The sequence below is a fragment of the Huaxiibacter chinensis genome, from assembly GCF_022171985.1.
Lineage (GTDB): Bacteria > Pseudomonadota > Gammaproteobacteria > Enterobacterales > Enterobacteriaceae > Enterobacter > Enterobacter chinensis_A.
Window position 1 is genome coordinate 64,247 of the sequence record NZ_JAJVHF010000001.1, and the last position, 20,541, is coordinate 84,787.

The 20,541-nt window shown below is 55.7% G+C and carries 17 protein-coding genes; 7 read left to right on the top strand and 10 right to left on the bottom strand.

Annotated features, from left to right (window positions below; genetic code table 11):
* Nucleotides 1-4 precede the first annotated feature (4 nt).
* The 6 genes from nikR to nikA are packed head-to-tail and all read right to left on the bottom strand — an operon-like array spanning nt 5 to nt 5,297.
* Nucleotides 5-406, bottom strand: coding sequence for a nickel-responsive transcriptional regulator NikR (nikR, locus tag LZP96_RS00330; protein ID WP_064325926.1), 402 nt, complete (start codon nt 404-406; stop codon nt 5-7).
* Nucleotides 407-408: 2 nt separating this feature from the next.
* Nucleotides 409-1,188, bottom strand: coding sequence for a nickel import ATP-binding protein NikE (nikE, locus tag LZP96_RS00335; RefSeq protein WP_258925614.1), 780 nt, complete (start codon nt 1,186-1,188; stop codon nt 409-411).
* Nucleotides 1,188-1,949: a nickel import ATP-binding protein NikD gene (nikD, locus tag LZP96_RS00340; RefSeq protein ID WP_258925615.1), complete on the bottom strand. Its 762-nt coding sequence runs from the start codon at nt 1,947-1,949 to the stop codon at nt 1,188-1,190. The genes nikE and nikD overlap by 1 nt, the downstream gene beginning before the upstream one ends.
* Nucleotides 1,949-2,782 (bottom strand): nickel ABC transporter permease subunit NikC, encoded by an 834-nt coding sequence (nikC, locus tag LZP96_RS00345; RefSeq protein WP_258925616.1) that lies wholly within the window; start codon nt 2,780-2,782, stop codon nt 1,949-1,951. The genes nikD and nikC overlap by 1 nt, the downstream gene beginning before the upstream one ends.
* On the bottom strand, nt 2,779-3,723 hold the full coding sequence (gene nikB, locus LZP96_RS00350) for a nickel ABC transporter permease subunit NikB (RefSeq protein ID WP_258925617.1): 945 nt from the start codon (nt 3,721-3,723) through the stop codon (nt 2,779-2,781). The genes nikC and nikB overlap by 4 nt, the downstream gene beginning before the upstream one ends.
* A complete protein-coding gene (nikA, locus tag LZP96_RS00355; protein ID WP_258925729.1) occupies nt 3,723-5,297 on the bottom strand; it encodes a nickel ABC transporter substrate-binding protein in 1,575 nt (524 codons plus the stop codon). Before nikA ends, nikB begins: the two co-directional genes overlap by 1 nt.
* Nucleotides 5,298-5,537: 240 nt before the next feature.
* Here nikA and tus point away from each other — a divergent pair, with 240 nt between their 5' ends.
* Nucleotides 5,538-6,467, top strand: coding sequence for a DNA replication terminus site-binding protein (tus, locus tag LZP96_RS00360; RefSeq protein WP_258925618.1), 930 nt, complete (start codon nt 5,538-5,540; stop codon nt 6,465-6,467).
* Here the strand turns inward: tus and fumC are convergent, their stop codons facing one another.
* Nucleotides 6,468-7,862: a class II fumarate hydratase gene (fumC, locus tag LZP96_RS00365; RefSeq protein WP_258925619.1), complete on the bottom strand. Its 1,395-nt coding sequence runs from the start codon at nt 7,860-7,862 to the stop codon at nt 6,468-6,470. It lies immediately after the preceding gene.
* Nucleotides 7,863-8,035: 173 nt separating this feature from the next.
* The gene (gene fumA, locus LZP96_RS00370; protein ID WP_064325919.1) at nt 8,036-9,682 is read right to left on the bottom strand and encodes a class I fumarate hydratase FumA; all 1,647 of its coding nucleotides are present in this window, start codon (nt 9,680-9,682) and stop codon (nt 8,036-8,038) included.
* Nucleotides 9,683-9,882: 200 nt separating this feature from the next.
* On the opposite strand from fumA, the gene manA reads away from it, so the two are divergent.
* From manA to LZP96_RS00385, 3 genes are all read left to right on the top strand, one after another.
* Nucleotides 9,883-11,058, top strand: coding sequence for a mannose-6-phosphate isomerase (manA, locus tag LZP96_RS00375; protein WP_258925620.1), 1,176 nt, complete (start codon nt 9,883-9,885; stop codon nt 11,056-11,058).
* Between the two features lie 101 nt (nt 11,059-11,159).
* Nucleotides 11,160-12,704, top strand: coding sequence for a YdgA family protein (locus tag LZP96_RS00380; RefSeq protein WP_064325917.1), 1,545 nt, complete (start codon nt 11,160-11,162; stop codon nt 12,702-12,704).
* Between the two features lie 298 nt (nt 12,705-13,002).
* On the top strand, nt 13,003-14,106 hold the full coding sequence (locus tag LZP96_RS00385) for a serine hydrolase domain-containing protein (RefSeq protein WP_374230082.1): 1,104 nt from the start codon (nt 13,003-13,005) through the stop codon (nt 14,104-14,106).
* A 5-nt stretch (nt 14,107-14,111) separates the two neighbouring features.
* Here the strand turns inward: LZP96_RS00385 and LZP96_RS00390 are convergent, their stop codons facing one another.
* The gene (locus LZP96_RS00390) at nt 14,112-15,140 is read right to left on the bottom strand and encodes a Mal regulon transcriptional regulator MalI (RefSeq protein ID WP_064325915.1); all 1,029 of its coding nucleotides are present in this window, start codon (nt 15,138-15,140) and stop codon (nt 14,112-14,114) included.
* Between the two features lie 178 nt (nt 15,141-15,318).
* Between LZP96_RS00390 and malX the strand changes: the two genes are divergently transcribed.
* The 3 genes from malX to add all read left to right on the top strand — a co-directional run bounded on the left by malX (nt 15,319) and on the right by add (nt 19,231).
* Entirely contained in the window at nt 15,319-16,911 is a 1,593-nt protein-coding gene (malX, locus tag LZP96_RS00395) for a maltose/glucose-specific PTS transporter subunit IIBC (RefSeq protein ID WP_064325914.1), read from the top strand.
* A 49-nt stretch (nt 16,912-16,960) separates the two neighbouring features.
* A complete protein-coding gene (locus LZP96_RS00400; protein ID WP_258925621.1) occupies nt 16,961-18,133 on the top strand; it encodes a MalY/PatB family protein in 1,173 nt (390 codons plus the stop codon).
* Between the two features lie 96 nt (nt 18,134-18,229).
* On the top strand, nt 18,230-19,231 hold the full coding sequence (gene add, locus LZP96_RS00405) for an adenosine deaminase (protein WP_064325912.1): 1,002 nt from the start codon (nt 18,230-18,232) through the stop codon (nt 19,229-19,231).
* A 32-nt stretch (nt 19,232-19,263) separates the two neighbouring features.
* On the opposite strand, the gene LZP96_RS00410 is transcribed toward add, so the two are convergent.
* The gene (locus LZP96_RS00410; RefSeq protein ID WP_258925622.1) at nt 19,264-20,304 is read right to left on the bottom strand and encodes an oxidoreductase; all 1,041 of its coding nucleotides are present in this window, start codon (nt 20,302-20,304) and stop codon (nt 19,264-19,266) included.
* Nucleotides 20,305-20,541: the final 237 nt, after the last annotated feature.

The window sequence follows — 20,541 nt, forward strand, 5'->3', positions numbered from 1 at the left end:
CGCGTTACGCCTCGTCGGGTAAGCGCTGGAGATGGCCGTGTCGAACCCCGCGCTGGGCGATAACGTCCTGTGCAAAATGCTGGATTTCGCGCATATCACCTTTCAGTACCGCGATCTCCAGGCAATCTTCGTGACTGATATGCACATGCAGCGTCGCGACCGACAGATCGTGGTGGTGGTGCTGGGTGGAAACCAGGCGGCGGGCCAGATCGCGTTTTTCATGCTCATACACATATGACAGCACGGCCATACCCTGAGTGCCCTGCTCCTGAGACGCGTCCTGCGCCAGCGTATCACGCAGAATATCGCGTATCGCTTCCGACCGGTTATTGTAGCGGCGACGCTGGCTCAGCGTATCCAGCATCTCCAGTAAATCATCATCAAGGGTAATGGTAATACGTTGCATGGTTAATCCTGACGTGAAGGACGACGACGTGGAAACGCGGGCAGAACGGCACGTTGTAAGGCACGCCCGGCCGCGGAGGTGAAGTTCAGCTTTTCGCAGACCGGCTGCGTTTCAACAATGGCGCCTTCTTCCATCACCACCACGCGATGGCAAAAACGTTCCACCAGGCGTAAATCATGGGTGATAAACAGGCAGGCAGTGCCTGACTGGTGCTGTATTTTTTTCAGAAGTTGAATGACACCCGCCTGTAGCACGCGATCGAGGTTGGAAACCGCTTCATCCAGAATCAGCAGTTTAGGACCCACGACCAGCGCCCTGGCCAGGCAAACGCGCTGTAGCTGACCGCCGCTGAGCTGCGACGGTCGCTTATCAAGTAGTGCCTCCTCCAGTTCAACGGCTGCCAGCATCGCAACCGCGCGCGCGTGTTGTTCAGGTCTGGACAAGGACAAGAGATGACGCATCGGTTCCCGTAATATTTCTCCCACCGTTTTTCGCGGATTTACCGCACTGAGGGGGTCCTGAAAGACCATCTGGATCTCCTGGCGGAAGGCTTTTTGGCGGGCACGACTCAGCCCAGAAAGCGTTTCGCCTTGCCAGCGAACCACCCCTTGCGTCGGCGTTTCCAGGCCGATGAGCAGCCGGGCGAGCGTGCTTTTTCCGCAACCGCTGCGGCCCAACAATGCCACGGTCTCCCCCGGCGACAGGCTCAGTGAAATATCATTCAGCACGCGTTGGGCGGGATGATAGTGATGCGAAATATGTGTGGCCGTCAGAAAAGTCATTACGCGAGCTCCATTCCATAAAGCGCCAGATGCGCCGACACCAGCTGACGGGTGATTTTATGCCTGGGCACGCGGAATATCGTTTCCACGTCGCCCTGCTCGATTATTTTGCCTTCATCCATCACGGCCACATCATCTGCCAGCCGGGCCGCGACGCCCATATCGTGCGTCACCAGCAATATTCCCGGTGCGCGGGATTGCATGATTTCATCAAGCAAATCCAGAATTCTCGCCTGAGCGATAGCATCCAGATCGGTCGTGGGTTCATCCGCAATGATAAAAGGCGCATCGGACAAGAGCGCCATCGCAATCATCATCCGTTGCAGCATGCCGCCGCTCATCTCAAAAGGATAAAGCCTGAGGATGTGCGATGCGTTTTCAAGGCCAACCGCCTCTACTGCGTGCGTCAACGTCGCGTTATCGGCAGGCTTATTCAGTGCCCGACAGGTTTCACGGGCATGCGTTTCCATGGTATGCAGGGGATTAAACGCGCTGCGCGGGTTTTGCATAATGGTGGCAATTTTAAGCCCTCGCAGGGCATCAGGGCGGACAGGTATGCCATCAGCCAGCACCTGTCCTGCGGTCTGGCGCACGCCTGCGGGCAAAAGACCCAGTGCGGCCGCACAGGTTAGTGATTTCCCGCTCCCACTTCCCCCAACCAACGCCAGCACGCGTCCTCGCGTGAGCGTCAGCGTGACCCCCTTCACCCGCGTTTGATCGGCTTCAATCACGATATTATTCAGTTCAATCTGTTTCGGCATCAGTGGGCATGCTCCATCGTCAAATGAGGATCAAGGCGATCGCGCAAGGCATCCCCGAGCAGGTTGAACGCCATCACGCTAATGAAGAGCATCAACCCCGGCCAGAACATCTGCATCGGCTGCGTCCAGATATACTGGCGGGCATCATTGATCATTACGCCCCACTCCGCCGTCGGGGCTGTCACGCCCAGTCCGAGGAAAGACATCCCCGCCACGTGCAGCATCATGTGTCCGATATCCAGCGTTGCCAGCACCAGCAGCGACGGCAGTACTGCCCCTAAGACATGTTCAACGAAAACGGCCATCTGACTGGCCCCCGAAAGACGCGACGCCAGGATAAATTCACGCTGACGCAGGGAGATCACCAGGCTGCGCACCATGCGGGCATACCAGGCCCAGTGAGAGAGAGCGATGGCCAGAATGACATTCGTCAGGCCCGTCCCCAGGACACCCACCATGAAAAAAGAGAGAACAGACGTCGGAAAGGTCATAAACATATCCGCCACCCGCATCGTCAGTTGGTCTACGCGTCCGCCCAGCAAACCGGCAGCGCCGCCCACCACCAGCCCGAGCGCCAGCACCAGCGTCAGGCAGGCCAGCACCGAGCCGAGCGAGACACGCGTAGCCGCCATAAGACGAGAAAACGTATCGCGGCCAAGATGATCGGTCCCAAGCCAGTGCTGCGCGTCCGGCGACTGCAGGCGAGCGGGCAAGTTTATGGCCTGCGGATCGAACGGCAGCCACCAGGCGCTGGTGAGCGCAATCAGCCCCAGAAGGAGAATAATCAGCACAGCCAGACGTACTGATCCGCGAGAAGAAAGAAAAAAGGTCATGCATGCGCTCCTTCATGACGACGAATGCGCGGGTCGAGCGCCGCATTGACCACATCCACGGTGAGATTACAAAGAGCAAACACGATGACCATGATTAGGGTAAAGCACTGGATGACAGGGTAATCCCTGTTAAATATCGCGGAGACGGCGTAGCGGCCCACCCCTGGCCAGGCGAAAATGTTTTCAATGATCATCGTGCCGCCAATCAGCTCACCGATGTGCATTCCAATGGCGGTGATCATCGGCAGAGACGCGTTGCGCAAAATATGCTGACGCTCGGTCTGTTTATCGCTCAGACCGCGCAGCCGTGCCCAGGTAACATGCCGTTGCCCCGCCACCTCCAGCATGCTGGCCCGCAGCAAACGGGCATTGATCGCCAGCGACATAAAAGCAATCGAGACCGCAGGCAAGATAAGGTGTTCCCATCCTCCGTACCCCATCGCGGGCAGCCAGTTAAGATGGACAGAAAAGAGCATCACCAGTAAGAACGCGAGCCAGAAGTTTGGCATCGAGACGCCCAAAAAGGCGATTGCCCGCACGAGGAAATCCGGTAAACGATCGGGATGGCGTGCAGCCCAAATGCCCAGCGGGACCGACGTCAGTAAAATAAGCGCTAAGGCGGCGCCTGCCAGCAGCAGCGTGGCGGGCAAAAAGCGCATGACATCGTCCAGCACCGGTCGTTGCGTGGCGTATGACATCCCGAAATCGAGCTGCATCGCTTTCCATAACCAGGTTCCATACTGAATGACCAAAGGCTGGTCCAGACCAAGCATCACCCGCGTAGAGGCGACCATCTCAGTCGTGGGAGGCAGATTTGACAGGCGCAGGTAATCAAGCGCGGGATCGCCGGTCCCCAGCCGCAGCATGGCGAAGATAATCACCGAAGCGGCAAAAATCATCGGAACGAGCAGCAGAAGACGCCGCAAAAGATAACGTAACATCACGGGGCCACCGGTTGGATTTGTTCAAAGGGGATGTCGGAGGCCACCGGTGCAAACGGAATACTGCCCAGTGCGGGCTTCGCGACCGTCATCATCGAGACATAACTGATGGGCAGATAGACGGCGTCATTGTGCAGGCGGGTGAGGATATCGCGGTATAACGACTGTCGCTCCGTTTCCTGCGTGGCTGAAAGGACCTCGCCAATCTCACGGTCGATCAGCGGCTTGTCCGCCAGCCCACGCTGCGCCTGAAAATCAGCATGGGACGGCACGCGCATCGAGCTGACAAACGCGTGTGGATCATAAGGTGCGCCCCAGGTGCGGTTAAAGATCATGCCGAAACGACCATCGCGCTGGCGGGCATAAATGCTGCTCTCCTCCTCGCCCACCAGCGCGACATCCACGCCTGCCTGACGCAGATCGGCCTGAATAATTTCCGCCATGGATTTGCTTAACGCATCGGTGCCGATAAATGAGAGTTCAATTCGCAACGGTTTACCCTGCTTCTGGCGAATATCGCTCCCGTTCACCAGAATCCATCCGGCCTTCTCCAGAAGGTCTTTCGCTTTTTGCGGATCGTACTGACGCGGTTTCAGCCCAATATTGGCGTAAGGCACCGTCGGCGCAAATAGCGTATCCGCCACCTGCTGCGTGCCATACAACACATTGTCGACCAGCGATTTTTTATTCACCGCATAGTTCAGCGCCTCGCGTACGGCCTGCTCATTGGTCGGTGTTTTGGCAGAATTTAACGCCAGCATGACCGTTTCGACCGGCGGAGAGAGCTGCGTACGGTAAGCCGGATTTTGACTAAATCGGGCGAAGGTATCGAGAGGAAGCAGGCCTTCATTGCCATACAGCAGGTCGACTTCACCCGTTTCGAAGGCGACAGCGCGGGTGGTGGGATCGGGGATTACATTAATGGTGACCTGACGCAAGGAGGGCTTCGCTCCCCAGTAGTGTTCGTTACGCACAAAGACATCGTACTGATTCAGTTTCGACGTTTTCAGTATCCAGGGGCCTGTACCCACGGGCGAAACGATGCCGTTCATTGTCTCATTATTTTTAAACTGCGAAGGCGCAATAAAGCGGAACGGTCGCGGCAGCGCAAGCTCCTGGAGGAAGGGGTAATAGGCGCTCTTGAGCGAGATCTGCACTTCATTCGCACTCAGCGCCTTAACGTCGGTTATCTGACGGGTGAGTTCGAGCCAGGCATGTCGCTGGCGATTGGCCAGAACAGCGCGGAAATTAGCGACCACGGCCTGCGCGTTAAAAGGCTCGCCATTGGAAAACGTGACGCCGTCACGAAGCGTAAAAACCCATATTTTCCCGTCTGATGTGGTGGTCCATTTCTCTGCAAGCCAGGGTATCACCGTCCCGTTGGCCTGATATTTCACCAGGGGTTCATAGACCATGCTCTGTGCAAACAGTCGATTTGGCGTATAAAGATGGGGATTCAACGGACCAACGTTCACCGGCCATGCGGTAGTTATTTCGTCAAGGGCGGCCGCCTGAGCAACGAAAGCCAAACAGGCAAACAGCGCCGCTATCGTGCGACCAGTCAGGGTCAACATCATTGCCTCTCATCATTAGGGAGTACATAAAAGCGTGTGATGATTTTAGATATTCATCATACTTTTAACGTGTCCTGGATCAATGGAGGGTCCGTCCGCACGGAGAAATATACAAAATCTGTATATTTAAACCGCTATACATAATCTCCCCTTACTCCCTGCCCGACCTTTCCGGCACAATAGCCTGACCCCGGGCAATGTGCTATACAATAAGTATGTTGTAACTACTGTGAGATCTGTATGGCGACTTACGACCTGATAGAACGGCTCAATTCGACCTTTGGCGAGATTGAGCATGAACTGGCTACGCTTGCTGAACGCCTGCAAAGCTGTCGTCTGCTGGCCGCGCGCGTTTTTAGCCTGCCGGATGTGGTTAAAGGCGCGGAACATGACCCGCTCGACAGCATTGAAGTGAAACAACATACGGGACAGGAGGCACTGGGGCTTGCCCTGCGGCACTACCGGCATCTTTTTATTCAGCAGCAATCTGAAAACCGAAGCAGCAAAGCCGCGGTGCGCCTGCCTGGGGTAATTTGTCTGCAAACGCCCGCCGCCGAGCGGGAGCAGATCGAGCAGCAGATAGCCAGGATCAACGATCTTAAAGCCGCCTTCGAAAACATTGTCACCCGTGAATCGGGCCTGCCCCCCACGGCGCGTTTCGAGTGGGTGCATCGACATTTACCCGGGCTTATCACGCTGAATGCCTATCGTACGCTGACCGCGCTGCGGCATCCGGCAACGCTGCGCTTTGGCTGGGCCAACAAACATGTGATTAAGAATTTCAGCCGGAATGAGGTGTTATCCCTGCTGGAGAAAAGCCTGAAGTCACCGCGTACCGTTGCTCCGTGGTCACGGGAACAGTGGATTGAACGCCTGGAGGCTGAATACCAGCGCATTGCCGCCCTGCCGGTAGACGCGCGCCTGAAGATCAAGCGCCCCGTGAAGGTCCAGCCTATCGCCCGCGTCTGGTACGCCGGGGAGCAAAAGCAGGTGCAGTATGCCTGTCCGACCCCGCTTATAGCCTTTTACGATGCCGATCAGGGGGCGGTTATTCCGGATATCGGGGAATTGCTCAATTATGATGCGGAAAACATTCAGCATCGTTATAAACCTCAGGCGCAGCCGCTTAAACTGCTCATCCCGCGACTGCACCTCTATTTAGCGGAGTGACTATTTCAGGCTGCCAACCATCTCTTCCGGACGGACCCAGCGGTCAAACTCGGCCTCGGTCAGATAGCCCAGCGCCAGCGCCGAAGCCTTAAGCGTCAGCCCCTCTTTGTGGGCTTTCTTGGCGATTTCCGCTGCTTTGTCGTAGCCGATATGGGTATTGAGGGCGGTGACCAGCATCAGAGATTCATTGAGAAGCTGACCGATGCGTTCGCGGTTCGGTTCAATACCAACCGCGCAGTGCTCGTTAAAGCTCTCCATTCCGTCGGCAAGCAGGCGCACCGATTGCAGGAAATTATGGATGACCATAGGGCGATAGACGTTCAGCTCAAAATTCCCCGACGCGCCCCCCATATTCACTGCCACATCATTCCCCATCACCTGACAGCAGAGCATGGTCATGGCTTCGCACTGGGTCGGGTTGACCTTACCCGGCATGATGGAGCTTCCCGGCTCATTTTCGGGGATACTGATTTCGCCGATCCCACAGCGCGGACCGGAGGAGAGCCAGCGCACGTCGTTAGCGATTTTCATCAGTGAGGCCGCCAGCCCTTTCAGCGCACCGTGGGCATGCACCAGGGCATCACAGGTTGCCAGCGCTTCAAATTTGTTGGGCGCCGTCACAAAAGGCTGCTGGGTGATGTCAGCGAGCTCTTTGGCTACCCGCACGGCGTATTCCGGATGGGTGTTCAGACCGGTACCCACCGCCGTCCCACCCAGCGCCAGCTCCGCAAGATGCGCCAGACTGTGGTCGATATGCCTGAGATTATGGTCCAGCATTGCCATCCAGCCAGAAATCTCCTGTCCCAGCGTCAGCGGCGTGGCGTCCTGCAGATGCGTTCGGCCAATTTTAACGATATCGGAAAACGCCTCTGCTTTGGCTGCAAGCGTTTCCCTGAGCGTCGCCATTTGAGGAAGAAGATGTTCGCGAAGGGCAATCAGCGCCGCAACGTGCATGGCGGTCGGGAAGACATCATTCGAGCTTTGGCTCTTATTGACGTCATCATTGGGATGTACCTTACGCTCCATTCCGCTCACGCCGCCCAGCAGCTCGCTGGCGCGGTTGGCCAGCACCTCGTTCATGTTCATATTGCTCTGGGTACCGGAGCCGGTTTGCCAGATGGCGAGAGGAAATTCGTCAACGTGTTTATCTGCCAGTACCTCATCCGCCGCACTGATAATGGCAGCGGCTTTTTCCTGGGGCAGCAGCCCTAAATCCTGGTTTACTTTGGCTGCGGCGCGCTTGGTGAGCGCCAGCGCATGGATGAGCGTGACGGGCATTTTCTCGGTCGAAATGCGGAAATGTTCCAGAGAGCGCTGGGTTTGCGCGCCCCACAGCTTGTCGGCCGGGACGTCGATGGCACCCATGGAATCTTTCTCGCGACGATGCGTTGTCATTACTTTCTCCTTGATAACAATAGTGGAATTGCTCACATGCTGAAGAGATAAGTATTGATGGCTTATGAATTACTGCATGGCGCTTTGTGCGCTCTTATTGCCTGCCGACGTTTCATTGACCCGGGCCAGGTAAGGGAGGCCGGGTCAGCGAAGCGCCGCCCGGCATGTTTAAACTACTTCACACAGGCCGCGCACTGCGAGGATTGTATTTGCTTAAAGAAGTCGTTGCCTTTGTCATCCACGAGGATAAACGCCGGGAAATCTTCCACTTCAATTTTCCAGATCGCTTCCATACCCAGTTCAGGATACTCCACGCATTCCAGACTCTTGATACTGCCCTGCGCCAGCACCGCCGCCGGGCCGCCAATGCTGCCCAGGTAGAATCCGCCGTGCTTGTGGCACGCATCGGTAACCTGCTGGCTGCGGTTGCCTTTTGCCAGCATGATCATGCTGCCGCCGTGGGCCTGCAGCTGATCGACATAAGAGTCCATACGCCCCGCCGTTGTTGGGCCCAATGAACCCGACGCATAGCCTTCAGGGGTCTTCGCCGGACCGGCATAGTAGATCGGATGGTCTTTAATGTACTGCGGCAGCCCTTCGCCGTTGTCCAGGCGTTCTTTGAGCTTCGCATGAGCAATATCACGACCCACGATAATGGTACCGTTGAGCGACAGGCGCGTTGAGACAGGATACTGAGAGAGCTGGGCCAGGATATCGCTCATCGGACGATTCAGGTCAACGTGAACCGCTTCGCCCTCGCCTGCCTGACGCAGTGCTTCAGGAATGTATTTGCCCGGATTATTTTCCAGTTTTTCGATCCAGATACCGTCACGATTGATCTTCGCTTTGATATTACGATCCGCCGAGCACGACACGCCCATCCCGACCGGACACGAGGCCCCGTGGCGAGGAAGACGGATCACGCGGATGTCGTGCGCAAAATATTTTCCGCCAAACTGTGCACCCAGCCCCAGGTTCTGCGCTTCGGTTAACAGCTCTTGCTCAAGCTGAACGTCGCGGAACGCCTGACCGTGTTCGTTACCTTCCGTCGGCAGCCCATCATAATATTTCGTGGAGGCCAGCTTAACGGTTTTCAGGGTGCTTTCCGCAGAGGTCCCGCCGATAACAAAGGCAATGTGGTAAGGCGGGCAGGCAGCGGTGCCCAGCGTTCGCATTTTTTCCACCAGATAATTTTTAAGCTTGCCCGGTGAAAGCAGCGCTTTTGTTTCCTGGTAGAGATAGGTTTTGTTCGCTGACCCGCCGCCTTTGGCGATGCAGAGGAACTTATACTCATCGCCGTCCACGCTGTAGAGGTCAATTTGCGCAGGCAGATTGGTGCCGGTGTTGACCTCTTTATACATATCCAGCGCCGCGTTTTGCGAATAACGCAGGTTATCTTCGATGTAGGTGTTGTATACACCGTGCGCCAGCGCGGCTTCGTCGCCACCGCCGGTCCAGACACGCTGGCCTTTTTTACCGGTGATGATCGCGGTACCGGTATCCTGACAGGTCGGTAAGATGCCTTTGGCCGCGATGTCAGAGTTGCGCAGGAACTGCAGGGCAACGTACTTATCGTTTTCGCTGGCGTCGGGATCGCTCAGGATATCCGCCACCTGCTGCTGATGCGCCGGGCGTAACATGAAGGAGGCATCATGGAAGGCGTGCTGCGCAAGAAGCGTGAGCGCCTGCGGATCGACCTTCAGGATCTCCTGCCCCTCAAACTCCGAGACAGAGACGTGATCGCGGGTTAACAGATAATACTCAGTGTGATCCTTGCTCAGTGGGAAAGGATCCTGGTAATGAAAGGGTTTATTCGACATTGTGCTCTCACTTACAACATTGCTGATTATGGTCCAGGCAGATCTTCCGTTTGCCCTGCTTAAAAGCGAGTTGGCTTATCCTACACAATTTTTTAACAAAAACTGAGACTAGTACGACTTTTTGCACGCGCAGGTTACTTCCGTCCGGTTTATTGCTTTAATACGGGCAGTTAATTCCACATTTGAAGCAGGGCTTGATAATGCAAAAACTCATCAACTCAGTGCAAAACTACGCCTGGGGAAGTAAAACTGCGTTAACGGATCTCTACGGTATCGCCAATGACAACCATCTGCCGATGGCAGAGTTATGGATGGGCGCGCACCCGAAGAGCAGCTCAAAAATTAAAGATGCCAGCGGCCAGGTTGTTTCACTGCGCGACGTGATTGACGCCGACAAAACGGCGTTGCTGGGTGAGAAAGTGGCCCGCCGTTTTGGTGAACTCCCTTTCCTGTTTAAAGTTCTTTGCGCCGATCAGCCGCTTTCGATTCAGGTTCATCCGAATAAAAAAGCCTCTGAAGTGGGTTTTGCAAAAGAGAACGCGGCGGGTATCCCCCTCGATGCCGCGGAGCGTAACTACAAAGATCCTAACCACAAGCCGGAACTGGTTTTCGCCCTCACGCCGTTCCTGGCGATGAACGCGTTCCGTGAGTTTTCCGAGACCGTCTCGTTGCTGCAACCGGTGGCCGGGGCGCATAAAGCCATTGCGCACTTCCTCGAAAACCCTGATGCCGCGGGCCTGAGCCAGCTCTTTGCCAGCCTGCTCAATATGCAGGACAGCGAAAAGTCCCACGCGCTGGCGGTACTCAAAGCGGCGCTAACCAGCCAGCAAGGCGAGCCATGGGAGACCATCCGTCTGATTGCTGAGTTCTACCCGGAAGACAGCGGTCTTTTCTCCCCGCTGCTGCTGAACGTGGTGAAGTTAAACCCGGGCGAGGCGATGTTCCTGTTTGCCGAAACGCCTCACGCCTATTTGCAGGGCGTGGCGCTGGAGGTCATGGCAAACTCAGATAACGTACTGCGTGCCGGTCTTACGCCAAAATACATCGACATCCCTGAGCTGGTCGCTAACGTGAAGTTTGTGGCTAAACCTGCTGCTGAGCTGCTGACCCAGCCGAGCCACCACGGCGCAGAACTCGATTTCCCTATCCCGGTGGACGATTTTGCCTTCTCTCTTCATGACCTCAGTGAAGCGACCGCCACCATTGCCCAGGAGAGCGCCGCGATTGTCTTCTGCGTGGAAGGGGAAGCCCGATTAAGCAAAGGCGATGAGCAGCTTACGCTGGCGCCTGGCGAGTCGGCATTTTTATCGGCGAGCGACTCTCCTGTTGCGATTCAGGGCCATGGCCGACTGGCGCGAGTTTTCAATAAACTTTAAGGGCTTACTGAATTTTTCACTAACTCTTGCTAAGCTAGTCAGAGCTTTGTTTACCTCACCAGGCGGTTTTACCGCCTGGTTTCATTTTAGGGATAATCACGATGAAAAAATCAGTCGTAGCGGTGGGTGTTATTGTTGCATTAGGCATCGTCTGGACGGGCGCCGCCTGGTTTACCGGGAAGCAGCTGGAGAATCGTCTGGGCGAAATGGTGGCCCAGGCCAACAGCGAGCTTAAGCGCAGCGCGCCTGAAGCCGGGCTGGAGCTGAGCTACCAGAATTACCAGCGCGGCGTTTTCACAAGCCATATGCAGCTGGTCGTGAAGCCTGTAGCCGGTGCGCAGAATGGCTGGCTAAAAGCGGATCAAAGCGTGGTGCTCAATGAAGTGGTCGATCACGGTCCGTTCCCGATGGGGCAACTGAAGCATTTCAACCTGATCCCTTCGATGGCGTCGGTAAAATCAACGCTTGTGAAAAACGAGACCACGCAACCTCTGTTTGATTTGGCGAAAAATGAATCACCGATGGTCATCGATACCCGTATTAGCTACGCGGGTGATACGCGATCGGATATCGCGCTGAAAGCGCTGAATTACGAAAAAGGGGATGAAAAAGTCACCTTTAGCGGCGGTAACTTTACGCTGGATGCGGATCGCGAGGGTAACGTCTTCTCTCTGACCGGCAATGCGGAGAGCGGCCTGATTAATGCCGTTAACGAATACGGTCAAAAGGTGCAGCTAACCTTCAACAACCTGAAAGCGGACGGTAACAGCCGTCTGACCAGCTTTGAAGAGCGCATCGGCGACCAAAAAATGAGCCTGGATAAACTGGCTGTTTCTGTTGAAGGCAAAGAGATGGCCGTGCTGGAAGGGATGGATCTGAAGGGAACTTCCGATGTCTCGAAAGATGGCAAGAGCATCAACAGCCAGCTCGATTACACGCTGAACAGCCTGAAAGTGCAGAGCCAGGACCTGGGTTCAGGCAAGCTGACCCTGAAAATTGGCAACATCGATGGCCAGGCGTGGCATCAGTTTAGCCAGCGATATACCCAGCAGAGTCAGGCCGCCCTGGCCGACAAAGCGTTGATGGACAAAAATCCGGAGCTGTATCAGCAAAAAGTCATGGATGCCCTCTTTGGCAACCTGCCGCTGCTGCTCAAAGGCGATCCGGTGATCACCATAGCTCCTCTGAGCTGGAAAAACAGCAAAGGCGAAGCCAACTTTAACCTGTCGCTGTTCCTGAAAGATCCGGCAACCGCAACCGGTGAAGTGCAGACTCTGGCACAGCAAGTGGATCGCAACGTGAAATCGCTGGAGAGCAAACTGTCCATTCCGGTCGACATGGCGACAGAATTGATGACCCAGGTTGCCAAACTGGAAGGGTATAACGAAGCCGATGCCGGCAAGCTGGCAAGCCAGCAGGTAAAAGGCATGGCGGCGATGGGCCAGATGTTCCGCATCACCACGCTGGAAGACAATGTGGTGGGTACCAGCCTGCAGTATGCGAATGGTCAGGTCACCCTGAACGGCCAGAAAATGCCGCTGGAAGAGTTTGTCGGCATGTTCGGTATGCCAACGCTGGGCATGCCTGAACCGGCCGTTCCTGCTACCCCGGCTCTCCCTGCAACACCTGCCGTCCCGCAGCAGTAATCCTCACGCCCCTCTCAGGAGGGGCGTTTTCTGACTTTTTCCTCCGTCGTTAAATAGCGCCTGCTTCCTATGGTTTTCCTGAAGAAAGGGTTTGTATAATACGGCCTCATCTTTCAGCGGAACCCTTGCCTCGTATGCTTCTCTATTCTTCTTTTTGCCATCCGCTGCCGCTTTTTTGCGGGGATCCTAACGCGTTATGAGGGTATCCCCCCGTCTGTTGAGAAAGTCTCCTTTGCTGCTTACCTGGTTAACCGTCTTGTTAACCGGCTGCGGTAACGGCACGCTGTCGCAGATGGATATGCCTGTGAATCAAAACGCCGCTTTCACGGTGGGAGATTACGGGCACGGGATCGATCCCCTCGTTCGTCAGTACATGCAGGAAAAGCAGGTAAGCGGGATGATCGTGGCAATCATTCAAAATAATGGCCCGGTCGAGTTTCATCGCTACGGGATTACGGATGACAGGCATCGCTATCCTGTCACACCCGACACGCTGTTCGCGCTGGGATCGCTGAGCAAAGGCGTCACCGCCGAGGTCACCACCCTGTTGGTTAACGCGGGCAGGCTTAAGTGGACGGACACGCTTGAAACCCTGTTACCGGCGAACACGCCGTTAAGTGACGATGCCCGACGAATCACCCTGCTCCAGCTTGTGACCCATACCTCTGGTTTACCGCGTCAGCCTATGGATCTGCTGACCCTGGAGAACCTGCTGAGTTATTTCCGCTCCGGCGAGAATTTTTATACCCGGCTTGATGCGGACAGCGTGCTGAGCTATCTCGATGATTTTAGCGCCCCGACGTCGGCAGCCCCTCAGTATTCCAATCTGGGCTATGCCCTGGTGGGGTATATTTTGCACAGACACACCGGGCAAACCATTGAGGCGCTGGCGCAAAGCATGATCTTTAAACCGTTAAAAATGACTCACAGCAGTTTTACGCCTGACGTCCTGCCAGCGTATGCCTGTAGGGCACTGGGTCATGCCGGAGACCAGCCGAAGTTCATTCCGCGGGGCGAATTAACCCCCGACTGGGTGTTCCACCATAATATGACCGGCGCGGCGAGTCTTTACAGCAGTGCCCGGGATCTGGCGACCTATGCCCGCGCGCATTTCACCTCAACCGGCGTGCCCTCTCTGGACAAAGCCTTTGAAGATGTCACGCAAACCTTCTATGACCGTGAGAAAGAAGCGGCCAATATCGGTTGGGTTAGCGATCGGTATGCCGACCGTAAAATTATCTGGCAGGTCGGGTATATCGGAGGGTATTCGAGTTACATCGGGTTCGACAGGGAGAACCAGAATGCCGTGGTAGTGCTGCAAAACAGCTTTAACTGGAGCAACTACATCGGCCATAGCATTCTGTCGCGTCTGGCGCTGAAAACCACCAGCCCGCGTCATTAACCGCCCTATTTAGCCAGTACCAGACGCGCGGAAACGATCTGATGCCCGCCCTGCACCTCTGATTTTTCAATACGCTGCATTATTTTTTCTGCAAGGGTGTAGCCCATTTCGCGCGCTGGCGTGGTGGCCCAGACAATGGGTAAATCATCCAGGGCGTACTCGCCGACATCGGCAAAGGCACCCAGCGAGACATGCTGATCGAAAAAGGTTTCTACCCCGCCTTCGCCACTCTGTCGGCCCGCACGATGTAAACCAAACCATGCGCCCATCGCGATGATGTCGTTATAGCAGATCACCGCGCTAATCGTGGGACTGTTACGCAAGAGGGTGCCCATCGCTTCTGCGGCTTTTTTCTGGCTGGACTCACATTCAACCACCCATTCGCTGTGGAACGGTAAACCATATTTAATCAGCGTGGCGCAATATCCCCCGACACGTTCGGCGCGGGTGAGCGAGGAGCTTTTGCCGCCCAGCCAGGCAATTCGCTGATGACCCCGATGAATCAGATGTTCGGTCAACATTTGGGCGGCCTGCATATTATCGGGACGCAAGGTGTCTGCCTCGTCGAGATAACTGGCTCGCGAGGCGAAGACCACCGGAACCCCTTTCTGTGCAGCGCGCTCACATAATTCACTGCCAACCCCAGAGGCACCGGCAATAATCACCCCATCAACGCCCTGGGTCAGGAGCATGTCCAGCCGGGACAGGAGTTGTTCAGGCTCGCGCCCCCCGTGCAGCAAAAAGACCATACGCCCTTGCCGTTCCAGCGCCTCCGTGAGGCCAGCCGTCAGTTCGGCATAAAAGGGTGACGTCAGATCGCGCACAATCAAGCCAATGACGCCACTTTGCCCACCCCTAAGAGAGGCTGCCTGACGGTTACGCACAAAGCCGAGTTGCTCGACGGCCTCGTTGACCCGCTGCCCCGTGGCGGGAGAAATACGCCCTTTACCACTCAGAACCAGCGAAACCGTACTCACTGATACCCCGGCCGCGAGCGCGACATCATTAATGGTGATTTTCTTTGCGACAGACATGTAGCGGCATGACTCCCTGATATTTGACGCGGTAAAACGATTTATCAATACGTTATCTTTATACTGCTAATTAAAGCACGGGAATGTGATTTGGCGCTCACTAAAGTTTGATAAAACGTTTTATCTTTTCGCAGCATTGAAGCAGGTCTTTATTGTTTAACTATTAAGGAGTCGTTTTATGACGGCGAAAGCAGCACAAAAAATATCGCTGTGGGAATTTTTCCAGCAACTGGGGAAAACCTTCATGTTGCCCGTGGCACTGCTCTCCTTCTGCGGGATTATGCTGGGCATTGGCAGTTCTCTGAGCAGTCATGATGTCGTGACCTTAATCCCCTTCCTGGGGAACCCTGTGCTGCAGGCCATCTTCATCTGGATGAGCAAGGTCGGCTCCTTTGCCTTTAGCTTCCTGCCGGTCATGTTCTGTATCGCCATCCCGTTGGGTCTGGCCCGCGAAAATAAAGGCGTCGCGGCGTTTGCCGGCTTCGTCGGCTATGCGGTGATGAACCTTGCCGTCAACTTCTGGCTTACCGCAAAAGGCATTTTGCCGACCACCGATGCGGCCGTATTGAAAGCGAATAACATTCAGAGCGTGCTGGGGATCCAGTCCATCGATACCGGGATTCTGGGTGCGGTTATTGCGGGTGTGATTATCTGGATGCTGCACGAGCGTTTCCATAATATCCGCCTCCCCGATGCTCTGGCCTTCTTCGGCGGCACGCGTTTTGTGCCTATCGTCACTCTGGTAGTGATGGGGCTGTTTGGTCTGATTATCCCGTTGATTTGGCCAGTGTTCGCCATGGGCATTACCGGCATTGGCCGCATCATTAATAGCGCGGGTGATTTTGGTCCGATGATTTTCGGTACCGGTGAACGTCTGCTGCTCCCCTTCGGTTTACAACATATTCTGGTTGCGCTGATTCGCTTTACCGAGGCGGGCGGGACAATGGATGTCTGCGGCCACGACGTTAGCGGCGCGCTGACCATTTTCCAGGCGCAGCTGAGCTGTCCGACCACGCATGGCTTCTCTGAAAGCGCCACGCGCTTCCTGTCGCAAGGGAAAATGCCCGCTTTCCTCGGCGGTCTGCCGGGTGCGGCGCTGGCGATGTACCACTGCGCACGTCCTGAAAATCGCCATAAAATTAAAGGCCTGCTGATCTCCGGTGTGATCGCCTGCGTCGTAGGCGGAACAACCGAACCCATTGAATTCCTCTTCCTGTTCGTCGCGCCGGTGCTGTATCTCATCCACGCGGTGTTAACCGGTCTGGGCTTTACCGTGATGGCCGTACTGGGCGTGACCATCGGTAACACCGACGGCAACGTGATTGACTTCGTGGTCTTTGGCATCCTGCACGGCCTGTCAACGAAGTGGTATCTGGTCCCTGTCGTGGCGGCTATCTGGTTCGCGGTGTACTACGGCATCTTCCGCTTTGCGATCGTCCGCTTTAATCTGAAAACGCCGGGTCGTGACCTTGACACAGCCAGCAGTGTTGAGCAGGCGGTGACCGGCACCGTGGGTAAATCCGGCTACAACACGCCGGCGATTCTGGCAGCGCTGGGCGGCGCGGACAACATTACCTCTCTGGACAACTGCATAACCCGCCTGCGTCTGTCGGTGGCGGACATGTCCAAAGTTGACACCAACGCACTGAAAGCCAACCGTGCGATTGGCGTGGTACAGTTGAACCAGCACAACCTGCAGGTGGTGATTGGTCCGCAGGTTCAGTCGGTCAAAGATGAGCTATCGACGCTAATGAGAACCGTCGAGGCCTGACGTCTTGCCCCCTTCTTCTGAAGGGGGCTTAATAATAAGGACGATAAAGATGTTCGATTTTTCACAGGTTGTGGATCGTCACGGCACCTGGTGCACCCAGTGGGATTACGTCGCCGACCGTTTTGGCGCAGACGATCTGCTTCCCTTCACCATCTCCGATATGGATTTCGCCACCGCGCCCTGTATCACCGATGCGCTGCATGCGCGCATTCAGCACGGCGTGTTTGGCTACAGTCGCTGGAAAAATGACGAGTTTCTCGCCGCCGTTGCGCACTGGTTCCGTCAGCGTTTTGCCAGCGAAATAGATACGGCAACTCTCGTTTATGGCCCTTCCGTGATCTATATGGTTTCAGAGTTGATTCGACTCTGGTCAAAGCCGGGGGAGGGCATTGTCGTCCACACGCCGGCCTACGACGCTTTTTATAAAGCGGTTGAAGGCAATCAGCGCCGACTTGTTCCCGTGCCGATGATCAAAGAGGCCGCTGGCTGGCAGGGCGACTGGCGTAAACTTGAAGCTGAACTGGCAAAACCTGAAAATACGGTGCTGCTGCTCTGTAGCCCACAGAACCCCACAGGCAAAGTCTGGACACGTGATGAGCTAACCACCCTTTCCGCGTTATGCGCCAGGCATCATGTCGCGGTCATCAGCGACGAAATCCATATGGACATGACCTGGAATAACCACCAGCACACCCCGTGGAATGAGGTGGCCCGCGGAAAATGGGCGTTACTGACATCAGGCTCCAAGAGTTTTAACATCCCGGCGTTGACCGGCGCATATGGCCTGATTGGCGATGATGAAACGCGCGCGGCCTACCTGACCGCCCTGAAAAACCGCGACGGGCTCTCTTCCCCGTCCGTGCTTGCTCTGACGGCGCATATCGCGGCTTACCAGCAGGGTGCCCCCTGGCTGGACGCCCTGCGTGCCTGTCTCGCCAGCAACCTGAACTATATTGCTGAAGAACTGAACCGTGCTTTTCCGAAACTGAACTGGCAGCCGCCAGAGGCGACCTATCTGGCATGGATCGATCTGCGGCCTTTAGGCATAGACGATCGTGCTCTGCAAACGGTGCTGATTGAGCAGCAAAAAGTCGCCATCATGCCGGGATATACCTACGGTGAAGAGGGGCGTGGTTTTATCCGACTGAATGCGGGTTGCCCAAGAAGTAAGCTGGAGCAAGGCGTTCACAGGCTTATCGCGGGGATAAACACCCTGCTTTAACCCTTTGCGCAATGGAATATTCCGTTGCGCAAATAGCTTTTTACCCCGTTTTGTTCTTATAATAAGCCGCACTTTAACCAGAAAAAGAGTGCGACCATGATTGATACACGCCTGCCTTTAACCGATATCCACCGTCACCTTGATGGCAACATTCGTGCCCAAACTATTCTCGATCTTGGCCGCCAGTTCAATTTAGCCCTGCCCGCTCAGTCCCTTGAATCCCTTATTCCCCACGTTCAGGTCACCGCCAATGAACCGGATCTGGTGAGCTTTTTGAGCAAACTGGACTGGGGCGTCAAAGTACTGGCCTCCCTGGACGCCTGCCGTCGCGTGGCGTTTGAGAATATTGAGGATGCCGCCCGTAACGGCCTGCATTACGTTGAGCTGCGCTTTTCCCCCGGCTATATGGCGATGACCCACAGCCTGCCGGTGGCGGGCGTGGTCGAAGCCGTTATCGAAGGGGTGCGGGAAGGCTGTAAAGCCTTTGACGTGCAGGCACGACTGATCGGCATCATGAGTCGCACCTTCGGGGAAGCGGCCTGTTTGCAGGAGCTTGAGGCACTGCTGGCGCACCGTGACCATATCACCGCCATCGATCTTGCGGGCGACGAACTGGGCTTCCCGGGCAGCCTTTTCCTCTCGCATTTTAACCGTGCACGTGACGCGGGCTGGCACATTACCGTGCACGCGGGAGAAGCCGCTGGCCCCGAGAGCATCTGGCAGGCGATCCGTGAACTGGGCGCGGAACGCATTGGTCACGGCGTGAAAGCGGTTGAAGATCGCGCGTTGATGGACTTCCTGGCCGAACAGCGTATTGGTATTGAGTCCTGCCTGACCTCCAATATCCAGACCAGCACCGTGGCATCGCTGGCCCATCATCCATTAAAAACGTTCCTCGAACACGGCGTACTGGCCACGCTGAACACGGACGATCCTGCTGTGCAGGGCGTGGATATTATTCACGAGTACACTATTGCCGCGCCGCAGGCGGGCTTAAGCCGTGAACAGATTCGTCAGGCGCAGATTAATGGTCTGGACATCGCCTTCTTATCCCCGGAAGAGAAGCAGGCGCTGCGCGATAAAGTGGCAAAACAGTAAAGTATCTGGCCGGCAAGATTGCCGGCTTTTTTTCAGGCGAGGCAGAGCGTGGCACGGTGTCTGGCGGATTCCATCCCCAGTTCAATCAGTTCCATTATTTGAATCGCCTGGCTTGCCGGCACCGGGTTGTCACCTGCCCCATTGAGAGCGTCGCGAATCGCAGCATAATAGGCAGGATAGTTGCCGGGCAGGGTCAGCCAGCTCTCCTCCATAAGATCGTCCCCGTCGACGCGGGTCAAAATTCCGTCACGCATATCATAGCCCCAGTCTTCCTGCGGCAGGCGCTCGCCACTCTTCAGGCGATCCTCCTGAGGGTCCAGACCGTACTTCACATAGCTCCCCCGCGACCCGTGCACGATATAGCGCGCGGATTCGGCTGCCGCCAGCAGAGTGCCGTGAAGCACAACGCGGCGCTGAGGATAGCTCAGTATCGCGTGGAAATAGTCCGTTGCCTGCGCGCCAGGCCGCAGCTGCGCCAGATCCACCGTCATGCTTACCGGTAACCCAAACAGATTGACAGCCTGATCCAGGAGATGCGGGGCTAAATCGTACCAGATACCGCTCCCCGGACCGGGCTGTTCGCGCCAGCGCTGCTTCACATGGGGACGAAAGCGATCGAAGTGTGATTCAAAATAGGCCACTTCGCCCAGTGCCCCCTCGGCAATCAGCGCCTTCAGCGTGAGGAAATCGCTGTCCCAGCGCCGGTTATGAAAGACGGATAACAGTCGTCCCAGACTTTTCGCCAGCCCATCCAGCTCACGTGCTTGTGACAACGTCACGGTAAAAGGTTTATCGACCACCACGTGCTTACCCGCTTCCAGCGCCGCTTTTGCCAGCGGAAAGTGCGTATCGTTGGGGGTGGGAATAACAATTAAATCGATATTAGGATCGTTAAAGAGGTGCTTAGGTTCTGACACCACGTTCACGGTCGGCCAGTCCTGATGGACCTTTGACGCGTCACTGCTCGACACCGCACACAGCTCAAGCCCCGGCGTGCCCGCAATTAACGGAGCATGAAAGGTTTTGCTGGCGTAGCCGTAGCCGATAATTGCCACGCGGATTGTCTCATTCATACCCTTGCCTCCGATCGGTTTACGCGCATTCACTGGCTAAATTATCGTGCACCGCGCTCGACGTTTCACGGCCCTTTATTAAAAACAGCATGAGTCACTAAACATTTTCGTTACAATTATATAACCTGCTGAATTAAAAAAGAGATTCCTTACTCAGAGACTTGCTGTGATCCATGTCACGCTGTAACATTCTCAACCTGTATTTATGGATAAATCACACACAAGAATCATGACGTC